Annotated in this window: 9 protein-coding genes; 3 read left to right on the top strand and 6 right to left on the bottom strand. The window is 59.0% G+C overall.

Features of this window, described 5'->3' with window-relative positions; all coding sequences use genetic code 11:
- Positions 1 to 126: 126 nt before the first annotated feature.
- From B2S33_RS11170 to B2S33_RS11155, 4 genes are all read right to left on the bottom strand, one after another.
- Positions 127 to 2,490, bottom strand: a complete 2,364-nt coding sequence (locus B2S33_RS11170) for a TonB-dependent siderophore receptor (protein ID WP_414707713.1) — start codon at positions 2,488 to 2,490, stop codon at positions 127 to 129.
- 222 nt (positions 2,491 to 2,712) lie between these two features.
- The gene (locus B2S33_RS11165) at positions 2,713 to 3,636 is read right to left on the bottom strand and encodes a FecR domain-containing protein (protein WP_414707712.1); all 924 of its coding nucleotides are present in this window, start codon (positions 3,634 to 3,636) and stop codon (positions 2,713 to 2,715) included.
- A gap of 63 nt (positions 3,637 to 3,699) precedes the next feature.
- Entirely contained in the window at positions 3,700 to 4,197 is a 498-nt protein-coding gene (locus B2S33_RS11160; RefSeq protein WP_027915754.1) for a sigma-70 family RNA polymerase sigma factor, read from the bottom strand.
- Positions 4,198 to 4,288: 91 nt separating this feature from the next.
- The gene (locus B2S33_RS11155; protein ID WP_027915753.1) at positions 4,289 to 4,978 is read right to left on the bottom strand and encodes a GntR family transcriptional regulator; all 690 of its coding nucleotides are present in this window, start codon (positions 4,976 to 4,978) and stop codon (positions 4,289 to 4,291) included.
- A 202-nt stretch (positions 4,979 to 5,180) separates the two neighbouring features.
- Here B2S33_RS11155 and lapG point away from each other — a divergent pair, with 202 nt between their 5' ends.
- Together lapG and lapD are read left to right on the top strand one after the other, a co-directional pair.
- Entirely contained in the window at positions 5,181 to 5,942 is a 762-nt protein-coding gene (lapG, locus tag B2S33_RS11150) for a cysteine protease LapG (RefSeq protein WP_288650285.1), read from the top strand.
- A 10-nt stretch (positions 5,943 to 5,952) separates the two neighbouring features.
- Positions 5,953 to 7,911, top strand: a complete 1,959-nt coding sequence (lapD, locus tag B2S33_RS11145) for a cyclic di-GMP receptor LapD (RefSeq protein ID WP_027915751.1) — start codon at positions 5,953 to 5,955, stop codon at positions 7,909 to 7,911.
- A 45-nt stretch (positions 7,912 to 7,956) separates the two neighbouring features.
- On the opposite strand, the gene B2S33_RS11140 is transcribed toward lapD, so the two are convergent.
- Positions 7,957 to 9,333 carry an HlyD family type I secretion periplasmic adaptor subunit gene (locus B2S33_RS11140; protein ID WP_023535148.1) on the bottom strand — a complete coding sequence of 459 codons (1,377 nt, stop codon included), beginning with the start codon at positions 9,331 to 9,333 and terminating at the stop codon, positions 7,957 to 7,959.
- The gene (locus B2S33_RS11135; protein WP_028687928.1) at positions 9,323 to 11,479 is read right to left on the bottom strand and encodes a type I secretion system permease/ATPase; all 2,157 of its coding nucleotides are present in this window, start codon (positions 11,477 to 11,479) and stop codon (positions 9,323 to 9,325) included. Before B2S33_RS11135 ends, B2S33_RS11140 begins: the two co-directional genes overlap by 11 nt.
- Before the next feature lie 941 nt (positions 11,480 to 12,420).
- On the opposite strand from B2S33_RS11135, the gene B2S33_RS11130 reads away from it, so the two are divergent.
- The coding region (locus B2S33_RS11130) for a retention module-containing protein (protein ID WP_288650281.1) at positions 12,421 to 13,308 on the top strand (888 nt) is incomplete at its 3' end.

Raw genomic sequence — 13,308 nt, 5'->3', positions numbered from 1 at the left:
GTAGGTCATCGTCAAGATTCAAACAAAAAAGCCCCTGTCTGCGCTGCAGACAGGGGCTTTTTCTTTTGGGGGGTTTAAACACCCCCAATGACTAGCTTCTGATAAGCGGTTGTCCCGCTGTGCGCTTTAGAACTGGTAGCTCACTGTGGCGCTCACATTACGCTCTTCGCCCATGTAGCAGTAATTCAAACTGGCGCACGAGGTGATGTATCGCTGATTGGTCAGGTTGTTGGCATTCAGACGAACATCCAAGCCCTTCAGACCCAGCTTACCCATGTCGTAGCCCAACGAGGCATCAACCAACGTGTAGGAAGGCACCTTGCGGCTGTTCTCTGCATCTGCCCAGCTATGCCCCACATACCTCACGCCGCCGCCCAACCTAAGCCCGTCGAGCGCGCCTTGCCGGAAGTTGTAGTCGGCCCACAGCGAGACCATTTGCTCCGGGGCTTGGGTAGGCGAATTGCCTTTGTTGTCCAGACCGCTGGATACAAGGCTAGGCATCGATTTCGAGTACTCGATGTCGGTGTAGGTATAGCCACCCAGCAGTTTCAAGTTATCAGTGACCTGCACATGCGCTTCCAACTCCAACCCTTGCGAGCGCACTTGACCGACAGGCCTGTAGAAGTCTTCATCCGGTTGCTTGGAGGCCAGGTTCTCCTGCTCGATACGGAACACAGAGGCGGTGTATAGGTTGTCGCTACCAGGTGGCTGATACTTGATACCGGCTTCCCACTGAGTGCCCTCGGTAGGAGCAAGCGGTTTTCCGTCTTGATCGGATACGGTATTCGGGTTGAAGGACTCGGAGTAGCTCACATACGGCGCCAGGCCATTCTCGAAGAGATAGAGCACCCCAGCGCGAGTCGTGAAGTTGGAACGCTTGTCACTGACCCTGGTATTGGTATCACGATTTTCCTCGGATACCTTGACCCAATCCTGGCGCAGGCCCAGTGAGAAGCGCCATTGATCCAGCTCCACCAGATCCTGCAGATAGACACCCGTCTGTTGCAACCGGCGTTGGTATCGGTTTTCACCGAGCACCTGCAGGTGGCCATTACCATACTGCGGGTTAGCCGCATCCAGCGGATCTACAGTGCCATAACGCCACGAGACATCGGCTTTGCGGCGCTGGTAATCCGTGCCCAGCAGCAGGGTGTGCTTGGCAATGCCGGTGAAGAATTCAGCCTGGACCATGTTGTCGATGATGTAGGAGTGCAGCCGCTCATCACCCCCGGTGTAAGCTCGGTTGAGGACGGTACTGTCGGCATCTGCCCAACCTGCCGAATACACCTGGTCCATCGATACGTCCGAGTCCTGGTAGCGGAAGTTCTGCCGCGCGGTAAATACATCGTTGAAGCGATGCTCGAACTGGTAACTGAACGACTGCTGGGTGCGCTCGTAATTGTCGATGCCCGGCTCCCCTTCGAAGAAGTGATCCGACAGGCGTACCCCATTACGCTTGCTCAGCATCCCGTCTGCAGGATTACCGCCGTGATACCCCCCGTTTGGATCATGCTGCAAGTAGGCCTGCAGGGTCAGCGATGTGTCTTCGCTGAAATCGATGCTAAGCGACGGAGCGATGGCGTAGCGTTCTTCCTTGTTGTGATCGAACTGAGTATCCGAAGCGTCTGCCAAACCGGTCAGGCGATAGGCAATACGCTTGTCTGCATCCAACGGGCCGCTGGTGTCGAAGCCCAGCCCGCGCTGACCTTGGGTACCAACCGACGCTTGAACTTGATGGAAAGCGGTGAACACGGGCTTTTTGGTGGTCAGTGCGACCAATCCACCCGGTGAGCTACGGCCATAAAGGACCGAAGAAGGCCCTTTCAAGACATCGATCCGTTCCAGGAAATAGGGGTCGACCTGCATCGTGCTGTAGGTGCCGTTGTCCCCCATGGACTTGAGGCCGTCTACGTAGATGTTATCCACCGACCCGTCATTGAAACCTCGCATGGCCACGTAGTCATACCGGTGCGTCGCGCCATAGGGGTTGGTCATCACCCCTGGGGTATAGCGCATGGCCTGGGCGACGGTTTGAGAACCTTGGTCGTCGATCTGTTGCCGGGTTACCACCGAAACCGATTGGGATGTCTCTACCAGTGCCAAGCTGCTTTTAGTAGCGACCTGGCTGTGGGTGGCGTTATAACCCTCCATGCTCCCCAAGGCATTGCCCAGGGTGAAACCTCGAATGTCCGTATCGGGTAACGCCAGCGCAGCTTCCGCTGGCTGAGCCTGTACGATGAAGGTCCGGTTTCCTTGATCCAACGCCGTCAAGCCGCTTCCTGCCAACAGCACCCCTAACGCCTGCTCAGCCGAGTACTGTCCGTGAAGGCCTCTGGACTGCAAGCCTTGCGTGAGTGCCGGCGTACTGGAAAGCGTGATGCCCGCCTGACGAGCAAATTGATTGAGCACTTCATCCAGGGGCCCAGGCGCAATTGCATAAGTCGAGCTGACCAGTGAGGCATCAGCGGCGAGTGTGATGCCAGGCACCATGGCCAATCCAAGCGCCGTACCCAGCAAGGCAGCGCGGATGGCATTGCTTAGCAAATCTGAGTGCAAGACAGGTCGAAAATCATTCGCGCCAAAGGCGTACAGTTTTACCGGGTTGGTTGACATGAAAGGGTCCGTAAAATGTGCAGGAGATTCTTCTCACTGATCTAGCCGGTTACGCGGCCAAAACCCGACACATTAGGAGCAGGCTTTGTTCACCAAAGTCTAGGCACGACCCAGCGCTTCCACGCGCACCCACCATCGCGTTAAATGACGAACTTGAACGGGAAGCGTGGTGGGCAGCAATTGCAGGAGATGTTCTGGATTCTGGAGGCGGAATACCCCGGACAAACGGAGCTCAGCAATGTCATCGCTGCAGGTGAGATAACCGCGGCGGTATCGGCTGATCTGCGTCAGGAAATCCCTGAGCAACATGTTCTTGCCCACGATGAGGCCTTCGGTCCAGGCCATCGCGTCCATCCCTGAAGGCGTCACCTGCTCGGCACCGCTGGCGGTGACGCGCCATTCTCCACCTGGCTCGAGCCATTGGATCAGGCCGGTGCTCTGGCTGCGAGTGAATACTCGCCCCTCACTGACGACCACCCGTAGGCAATCGTCCTCGATACGCCCCACGAAGCGCCCCCCGACGGTTTGCAACGCTGCGGTATTCGTGCGCAGAGTGACTGGAGGTTGTCCAGGAGCTGCCTGTCGACAGTCCAGCATGACCTCACCCCGCTTGAGGTCGATCGACAATTGCTGCCTGTTGAAGGCCACGTCCACGGCACTTCGGGTATTGAGTTGTAGCCGAGAGCCGTCGGGTAAGGTCACGTCTCTGCGCTCACCCGTGGCTGTCGCGTAGTCGGATGACCAGGCCTGTACTACACTCAAGTCCTTGCTCAGCCATGCTGCCGATCCGAACACGGCAACGGTGCCCAGCAGCTTCAACGCCTGTCGCCGCTCAAGGCGCCGATGACTGGCCTCCAGTGTCTGCAGCGCAACCCCCGCAGCGGGTACGTGGCGCAGGTCCAGGTCCTGTTCCAAATGCAGCACGCGTTGCCAGGCCAGCTCATGGGTCGCAGCCTCGGAGCGCCACTGCGCGAGACGCTCGTTCAAAGCCGGATCCTCACCACTGTGGCGAAGTTTCAGCATCCACTGGATGGCTTGTCTGNNCCGTCTTGGCGTCGGGATGAGGGCTAGGCATAACCGGTGTCATTACGCTTCGTAGCGCAGCAGGTAGCAGTGATAAAGCGCGTCGGCAATGTAGCGCTCCACCGTTCTCACCGATACGCCCATCTGCTGTGCAATTTCCTGATGCCGCAGGCCCTCGCATTGGGCTAGCAGGAAAGCAGTGCGAACCTTTGGCTTGAGGCCATCGAGCATCTTGGCAATGCGTTCAAGCAACTCCAGTAGCAGCTCGCGGGTCTCCACATCGGGCGTGTTAGCCTCCGGCACCAGCGCCAGCGCTTCCAGATAGGCTTTGTGCAGTTCCTCTCGACGCCAGTGGTCGATGATCAACCCGCGCGCCACCGTGCGCAGAAACGCCCTGGGCTGTTGTATCTGCAGATGCTCGCGGCGTTGCAACAGCCGCATGAAGGTATCCTGGGCCACGTCAGCAGCGTCGGCCGCATTGCCAAGCCTGTGGCGCAGCCAGGTATGCAGCCAGCCATGATGAGCACTGTAGAGGTTTTGCACGAGATCGTTGCTAGGCATGAGACACAGCTATCAGGGCTTAAATGATAATTAGTCTCATTGTTTCGCCCGGCGCGAGATTTTGCAACCTACCTGTCGGTCCCCAAGCCATTCAGTGCGAGCGCTGGCTGTCCAAGTACCTTCGAATGGTCACGGCTGCGCTGTTGAGGTGCTGCTCCAATACCGCAATTGCATCGCTGACACGTTTGGCACTGGCGGCATCGACCAAGGCCGTGTGATCGTCTTGGGTGAGCTTGCCCAGGCCCATCGACGAAAGATGAAAGCGTAGAAACCGCTCCTCTTGCATCAATTCGTTATCGATCAGGCGCAGCAGTTTATGGTTCGCTGCCTTGCTATAAAGCACCATGTGAAGCTCACGATTAAGACGAGCGATCTCGGCATGTCGTGTTTCGTTTTCCAGTTGCTGGATGCAACTGCGGGCCTTGGCGATGTCTTGCGCCGTCAGAAGCGGAATGGATTGACGCAACGCCTCGCTTTCGAGCAGAACACGCAAATCGTAGGCATCTGCCGCATCCTCGCCTATCAGCGGCGCAACGACTGCGCCCTTGTGAAGCTCCACGTTCAACAGTGACTGCGCTTCCAGTTGACGCAGCGCCTCACGCACGGGCATACGGCTGACGCCATAAAGTGTCGCCAACTCCTGTTGCCTGATTGCCGTTCCGGGTGGCAAACGACCCTCGAGAATGGCACTGCGCACGCGTTCTTCAATAACGCCGCGGGCCAGATGTGGCAGCAACTGTTCACTGTTCAACACGCTGCTCAGTTTGATTTTGTTGCCCACGCAACGCCTGCCTTAAACGATTACCAAAGTTGGATCCAATGACACGGTTATAGCGGTATGACGTGTCAAATGCTGGCCTCTACTGGGGGCATGCCCCAGGGCGCGGCTATGGTGGATGAAGTTGCTCTGCAAAGGAAGTGACATGACCCGCGCGGCAAGCGTTGATCCGGCGTACTCCGACACAGAGGCCGATGATCGCGATGTGCCATTGTCTTTTGCGGTGTCAGGCCGCACCATCGCTTCTTTCGACTGGCCTGGACAGTGCTTGGCAGTGGCGATCACCCCGATGCTCAAAACCGTGCTGCACCGAGTTGCCCTGGCTGCGCTGCTGGGTGGCCTGCTGCTGGGCGGTTTGCATGCCGATTGGGATTTCGCCCAGATCAGTCGCCAGTCTCAAGCGCTGTACGGGCCATTGGGGGAGGGCAAAGCGCGAATCGATGCGTGGCAGAACCTCATGGCCACCCAGAAGCAGGGGACTGAGCTTGAGCGTCTGCAGGTGGTCAACCGGTTCTTTAACCAACAATTGCGCTACGTCGAGGATATCGATCTGTGGCACGAGGTCGATTACTGGGCAACACCGGTCCAAGCACTGATAAAAGGGGCTGGCGATTGCGAGGATTACGCTATCGCCAAGTACTTCAGCCTCAGGCGCATGGGCATCCCCAGCGAGAAACTGCGGATCACCTACGTCAAGGCCTTGCGACAGAACCGGGCACACATGGTACTGACCTATTATTCAACGCCCCAGGCGCAGCCGTTGGTGCTCGACAGCCTGATGGACGCGATCAAGCCGGCCAGCCAGCGCCCCGACCTGTTGCCCGTCTATGCCTTCAACGGTGAAGGCTTATGGCTGACAGGCGCCGGTGGCAACAAGAAAGTCGGCGACACCAAGCGCTTGTCGCGCTGGCAGGACCTATTGAAAAAAATGCAGGCCGAAGGCTTCTCGGCCGAGCCGGTTTACTGAAGGAGCACAGATGTCACTGTTCAAACAATTGCTGTTGGCTATTTGCCTGTTCCTGGTAGTGGCGTTCACCGGCAGTTTCATGGTCAGCCTGGAGAGTTCGCGAAGCCAGTATGTCAACCAGCTCCGCTCGCATGCACAGGATGCAGCCACTGCGCTGGCCCTGTCGCTTACGCCCAATATCGATGACCCTGCCATGGTCGAGCTGATGGTGAGTTCGATCTTCGACAGTGGCTACTACGCCAGTATCAAAGTGGTGGACCTGGCTTCCAATACGGTGCTCGTCGAGCGCCATGCCGAACCAGACCCTGGGGGCGTACCCCGTTGGTTCGTTCACCTGATCGGTCTGGAAGCTGCCGGTGGCGATGCGTTGGTCAGCCGTGGCTGGCAGCAGGCGGCACGCGTCGAGGTCATCAGTCACCCCATGTTCGCCATTGCCAAGCTCTGGCAAAGCGCGTTGGGCAGCCTGGGCTGGCTACTGCTCTGTGGTGCCGCCAGCGCCATTCTGGGGGCGTTGCTGCTGCGCCGGCAGCTCAAGCCGCTGGACTACATGGTCGAACAGTCCCATGCCATCGCCAGGCGTGAATTCCTGAGCCTGCCTGAACTGCCCCGCACACCCGAGCTCAGGCGCGTCGTCCAGGCCATGAACCAGATGGTCGAAAAGCTCAAGGCACTGTTCACCGAGCAGGCCGAGCGCAGCGAGCGGTTACGCGCCGAGTCCTATCAAGACACCTTGACCGGTCTGTCCAACCGTCGCTATTTCGAAATGCAGCTCAATGCTCGGGTCAGCAACCTTGAGGAAGCACGGGCAGGCTACCTGTTGTTACTTCGGGTTCAAGGCCTGGCGGGCCTCAACGCGCGTCTGGGGGGCCAACGCACGGATCAGTTGCTGCAAGCCGTCGGTGAGCAATTGCGCCGCGCCTGCGCAAGCTTCCCGGAAACCAACGACCTGATTTCCCGCAGCCGGGGTGGTGAATTCGCCGTGCTGGCACCTGGCATGGTGCATGAAGAAGCCATACAGCTGGCCCAGGCGCTTGAGGCTACGCTGCAGAGCCTGCATGAGACGGGGGCCACCGATATTCAACCGGTGGCCTGCATCGGCTTGGCCCCCTTCAGCCCGGGCGACGCGCCTCCAGCGTTGCTCAAACTGGCTGATGAGGCCCTGGCACGCGCGGAGAACCAGCCAACCCCGGGTTGGGTCTGCCTGGAGCAAGGCGTCGCTGCCGTGGCTGCCGACAGCCAGCACGACTGGCATGAGCGCCTCGACCAGGCCTTCAGCAACGGTCACTTCGAGCTGTTTTTCCAGCCGGTGGTCGATTGTGCAACCGCCCAGCAGGTGCTGCACCACAAGGTGATATCCCGCCTGAAGGATCGACAAGGCGAGGCGCTTCCAGCCGGTCGATTCCTCCCTTGGCTCGAGCGCTTTGGCTGGATGCCAAGGCTGGACCTTCTGGTGCTGCAGAAGGTGCTGGCGCACATGCGTGGCCACGACCAGGTGCTGGCGCTGAACCTTTCCGCCGCTACCTTGGCGGACGCCCAGGCGCTGCAACGCATTTTCGAACTGCTCAGCCAGAACGTCGCCCTCGGGCCGCGTCTGGTGTTCGAAATCGGTGAAGAGCAGCTACCTGACCAGCCGGCGTTGGAGAAATTGACTCGAAGGCTGCACAGCCTTGGCTTCGGCCTGGCACTGCAACGCTTTGGCGGACGTTTCAGCATGATCGGTAACCTGTCCCACCTTGGGTTGGCTTACCTGAAGATTGATGGCAGCTACATCCGTAACATCGACCATGAACAGCACAAACGCTTGTTCATCGAGGCGATCCAGCGTGCCGCGCACAGCATCGATCTGCCTCTGGTGGCCGAGCGCGTGGAAACCGAAGGTGAGCGCGCAGTGCTCTGCGAAATGGGTGTAGGAGGCATTCAGGGGCAGTTGGTGGGTGAGCCTGCCCCTTGGGCGCACGATAAGCGCTGACCTGCAGAAATGAGGGCCCGCACGCAAGGCCGTGCGGGCACACCCTCAGCGTTCGCGCAAGGCCTCGGAGCGGGCCTTCATGATGGGCTTGAGCAGGTAGCTCATGATGGTCTTCTTGCCGGTCATGATATCGACCGTTGCCACCATCCCGGGAATGATCAGCAGCGGCTTTTCATCGGTGCCCAGATGACTGCGATCGGTACGCAGCTTAATCAGGTAGTACGTGGTCTTCTTGTCTTCGTCGGTGATGGTATCGGCGCCGATCTGCTCAAGCTTGGCCTTGAGTCCCCCGTAGATGGTGTAGTCGTACGCGGTGAACTTGACCGTGGCTTCCTGGCCTGGGTGCAGGAAGGCAATGTCCTTCGGCAGGATCTTGGCCTCGATGACCAGCGTGTCGTCCAGCGGGACGACCTCGATGATGTCGCTGCCTGGCTGAATCACGCCGCCGATGGTGTTGACCAGCAACTGCTTGACGATACCCCGCACAGGCGAAGTCACCATGGTGCGGTGAACGCGGTCATCCAGCGCCTTGCTGGTAGCGGTCGCCTTGTTCAGTTCGGTCCGGGCTTCGTTCAGCTGGGTGAGTGCCTCGCTTCGGAACTTACCGCGGGTCTCTTCGATCTTGCTCTGCACTTCTCGAACGGCCGCTTCGGCACGGGGGATGGCCAGCGACGTGGAGTCAAGCTGACCACGGTTCTCAACCTCGGCACGACGCAAGCGCAGCACCTCCACTTGGGAAATAGCACCCGTCGCGACCAAAGGCTCCGACATGCTGATTTCTTTACGCAGCAGCTCAAGGCTGTTGGCGTACTGCCCGCGCTTAGAGCTGTACTCGCGCAGTTCCTGCTGGCGCTGGACCAGTTGCTGTTGCAGTCCGCCAATTTCGTCCTGAAGCTGCTGGCGCCGACTCTGGTACAACGATTCTTCGCTGGCCGCTTGGCTAGGTGCGGCCTTGCGCAATTCTTCGTCGATCTCTAACGGCTTGCCGTCGACCTCTGCACTCAGGCGCTGAACCCGCAGGGCCATGGACAGCCGATCGGCTTCCGTTTCCCCCACGTTGGACGCGAAGCGGGTCTCATCCAGGCGCAGCAGAGGCTGCCCCACCTCGACGATCTCACCTTCCTTGGCGAAGATTTCCGCCACGATGCCGCCTTCCAGGTTCTGGATTTTCTGCACCTTGGATGACGGGATGGCCTTGCCTTCACCACGCGTCACCTCATCGATGGGCGCAAAGCTGGCCCACACGATCAGGAACACGAAGAACAGGATGACGCCCCAGATCGTCAGGCGCACCACGCGCGGCGCATCCTCGATAAGGGCCTTGTTGACCTCGGGCAGCGGCTGACCGCCCAACGAATCGCTGCCCTTGAAGTAACGCCGCAGGCCTTCCTTGAGTTGCCCGAAATCCAGCTTATGCGACACTGATCTGCCCCTTCTTCAACGCATCCATGACGGCCGCTTTCGGGCCATCGGCAACGATCTGCCCGCGATCGATCACGATCAGGCGGTCCACGAGTGACAGCAGCGATGCACGGTGAGTCACCAACAGTACCGTCTTGCTTTCCACCACGGCCTGCAAACGCTGCTTCAAGCGTTCTTCGCCGGTGTTGTCCATGGCGCTGGTGGGTTCGTCGAGCAGCAGGATCTGTGGGTTCAACAGCAATGCACGGCCCAGGGCCACGTTCTGACGCTGCCCGCCGGACAGGTTCTGACCACGTTCGCCTACCTGCAGCTCGTAGCCGTCCGGGTGTAGTCGCGCGAACTCATGCACGCCCGCAAGCTCGGCCGCCTGCAAGATCATTTCGTCATCGATGTAGCGGGCCCCGCTGACCAGATTGTCCCGCAGCGTGCCCGCCAACAGCTGAATGTCCTGGGGCACATAACCAATGTTGTGGCGCAGTTCGCTGACGTCGATCTGGCGGATATCCACGCCGTCGACCAGCAATGAGCCGCCATCGGCCTCGTATAGGCCAACGATCAGCTTGGCCAGTGAACTCTTGCCCGACCCGCTGCGCCCGATGATCCCTACCTTCTCGCCAGGGCGGATGGTCAGGTTGATGTTCTTCAGCGCCATGTTCTGCTGGTTGGGGTAAGTGAAATCCACGCCGCGGAATTCCACGCTGCCCTGCAATACCCTACGGCTGAGCGGGCGCTCTTCGAAGTTGCGCTCTTGTGGCAGCTCCATCATGTGGTCGGTGGACACCATGGTCACCTTGGCTTGCTGGTAGCGAGCCAACAGGCCATTGAGCTGCCCCAAGGGCCCAAGGGCGCGGCCGCTGAGCATGTAGCACGCCACCAGGCCGCCCATGCTCAAGTTGCCGTCGATGATCAGGTACACACCCACGCAGATCATCGCCACCCCTGCCAACTGCTGAATGAGCAGAGTGATGTTCATGGCCAGGCTCGACAGTACCTTGACGCGCAATTCCAGCCGGCTGAGGGTACCGAGCGTCTGTTCCCACATGTACTGCCGCTCGCTCTCGGCGTTGTTGACCTTCACTGCGTCCAGCCCTGCCAGGGTCTCGATCAGGCTCGACTGGCGCTCCGAGGCCAGCGCCATGGTCCGCTCCATGGTCGCCATCAGCGGCCGCTGCAGTGCATAGCCGATGCCCAAGGCCAGTGGGAAGGCGATGATCGGGATCCACACCAAGTGTCCGCCAATGATCGCGATGACGATCAGGATCAGCACCGTGAACGGCAAGTCGATCAGGCTAGTCAGTGTCAACGACGCCAGGAAGTCACGAAGGCCTTGGAACTCGTGAATGTTCTGGGCAAAGCTGCCTACCCGGGCCGGTCGATACTTCATCGACATGCCCACGATACGTTCGAACAGTGTCGCCGAAATGATCAGGTCGGTCTTTTTCCCTGCAAGGTCCAGACATAATCCGCGCAGGCCCTTGAGGATCAGGTCGAAGATATAGGCGCCCGCGATACCGACCGCCAGCACCCATAGGGTCGAGGTCGCCTGGTTGGGAACGACCCGGTCATACACGTTCATGACGAACAGTGGCGCGGCCAGGGCGATCAGGTTGATCACAAGGCTCGCGGCGATGGCATCGATGTACAGCCACTTGCTGCGCAGCAGCGTGTCTCGGAACCAGGATTTGGCTCGGGGGATCAGGTTGCCATGGTTGACGTCGAATTTGTGCTGCGGCTGCGCGAAGAACACTCGCCCGCTGTAGTCATCCTGAAGCGTCTCACGACTGACCTGAACTTCGCCGCCATCGCTTTCGCTCAGTAACAGCCGTGCAGTGTCTTCGTTTTCCCACCCGAGCAACACGGCACTGCGTCCGCCTTTTAGCAACAGGATCGCGGGCATGGCGATGCTTGGAATCTGCTCCAGCTTGCGCTGCAACAGACGGCCCTGCAGGCCGGCCCTGGCCGCCGCACGGGGCAGCAGCTCGGGGCTCAGGCGCTGTGCGGGCAAAGGCAGACCCGTGGTAAGCATGACCCGGCTGGCAGGTTTCTGGTGCAGTACACACAAGCTCAGCAGACTATCCAGCAAAGGATCGTCGTGCTGACTACGTGGGTCATGGTTGAGCTGGACTCGACTGACTTCTGATTCCACGCGGCGCTCTCTTCATCCTTGTGGTGGGTGGGGATGAGCTGGCCGCCGATCATTCGATGGCAGCGAACCCAGGCATTCAGTGGGGCAATGCATGTCGGCGCTCGGTAGGCATGCAGCGAGCGATGCAGTGTGTCGCCAATGGTCGCCTTGAATTAGGTGGTGAGTAAACAACTGTATCGGTCTCTTTACTACATGACGCTGATCAGCAGACAAACGTTTCATTTCTGAATCACGCTGCAATCCAGGCTTCAGGATGCTGGGAAAGGCGCAGAGAAACGACATGTGTCAGGCCTGCCGTTACAGCCTAGCTCAATGTCATTTATCAGGCGCTGGTTTGCTGGCGTTCGTGTGACCCGTGTTAGGTAAAATTCATCCAGGTAAATCCACTTCCGTTGTCGACTCTGGCCGATAATCGCAGGCGCGTGATAAGGCCTGTTTAGACGATTAGCGCATTCGGCCGTCGTTCATTCTACGGTGAAGCAGCCTGAAAATTGGCAACATCAAGGGGCGTCTCGGGCATGTAATCGGCAAGGTTTATGCTTACGAGTCTTGGAAATGTGACGTCAATAAACAAAATTGACCTTCTATTGACGCTGTTGGTCCTATTGAGCCCGACGAACGGTTGAAAGGCATGTGATTTATGGCTGCTGTCATCACCTGGGCCCGCGTGCTCCGTGCCATTGCGCTGTTTTAATGACGCAACGCATTTGCTGTTGATTGGCCCTTGGCTAAGGTAAAAATATCAATGTGACATTACCTTGGTGATTGTTTAGGATGGCCGATATAAGGTCAATAGTTTGGCATAAGTCTAATTCCATTTCGTCATAGACGGAATATTGACGCAATCAAGCGTCAAGAGATCATCGACATAATTCCTGTTCAGGTGGCTGCGGATGCCGCTCTGGCACAGAAGTACCCCAGCGGGTCACACGGAGAGTCCAATGAGCAGCGTTGTAGCCATCGTCAAAAGTATTGTCGGCCAGGTTATCGCGGTATCCCCTGAAGGCATCCGGCGTGTGCTCATAGAAGGCGATCGACTTCTAGCGGGTGAGCAGGTCCTTACCGGCCCGGGTGGCGCGGTGACGCTGGAGTTGGCAGATGGCCGATTGCTCGACCTTGGTCGTGATACCCAGTGGAGCGCAGACGCGCCTGACAGCAGTACCGATTTGGGCCAGGCCGCTGCCCAGGCGGCGCCGTCTGTCGAAGAATTGCAACAGGCGATCGCCGCAGGCGCTGACCCGACCACCGATCTTGAAGCCACAGCTGCCGGTCCGACTGCTGCGGGCGGCGGTGCAGCAGGTGGCGGCCACAGTTTCGTCATGCTGGAAGAAACGGCCGGCAGCGTTGATCCCACGATAGGCTTCCCTACCGAAGGCCTTGGTTTTGCAGCGGCGGCCGCCCCCGTGGAAGTGGCTGGAACGCAAACCACCGCTGACAACCGGGTCACCGCGCCGACAACTGGCACTGCGGTTGCCACCACCCTTGTGGTCGGGGCCACGCCATCGATCAGCGAAGCGGGTGGCGTCATTGTCTATACCGCTACGGTTGGCCAGGCACCGGGCAGCGACCTTGTCATCACGCTGGCCAACGGCTCTGTGATCGTCATTCCGGCCGGGCAGACCACTGGCAGTGTCAATGTCGTGATCCCGCCGAATGACACGCCCTACATTGATGGTGGGCAGATTTCTACAACGGTCACCGGTACCAGCGGGGGCAGTGGCATTACAGTAACCCCACCGCAAGGGCCGTTGGTTACTGAAATTACAGATACCATCGATGTCACCACTGCAACGTTGACTGCCACTCCCTCGGTCACCGAAGGCGGCGTC

The organism is Pseudomonas sp. UBA5568 (genome assembly GCF_002425525.1).
In the GTDB taxonomy this organism is placed as follows: Bacteria; Pseudomonadota; Gammaproteobacteria; order Pseudomonadales; family Pseudomonadaceae; genus Aquipseudomonas; species Aquipseudomonas fulva.
This window is presented reverse-complemented; position numbering and strand designations above follow the sequence as displayed.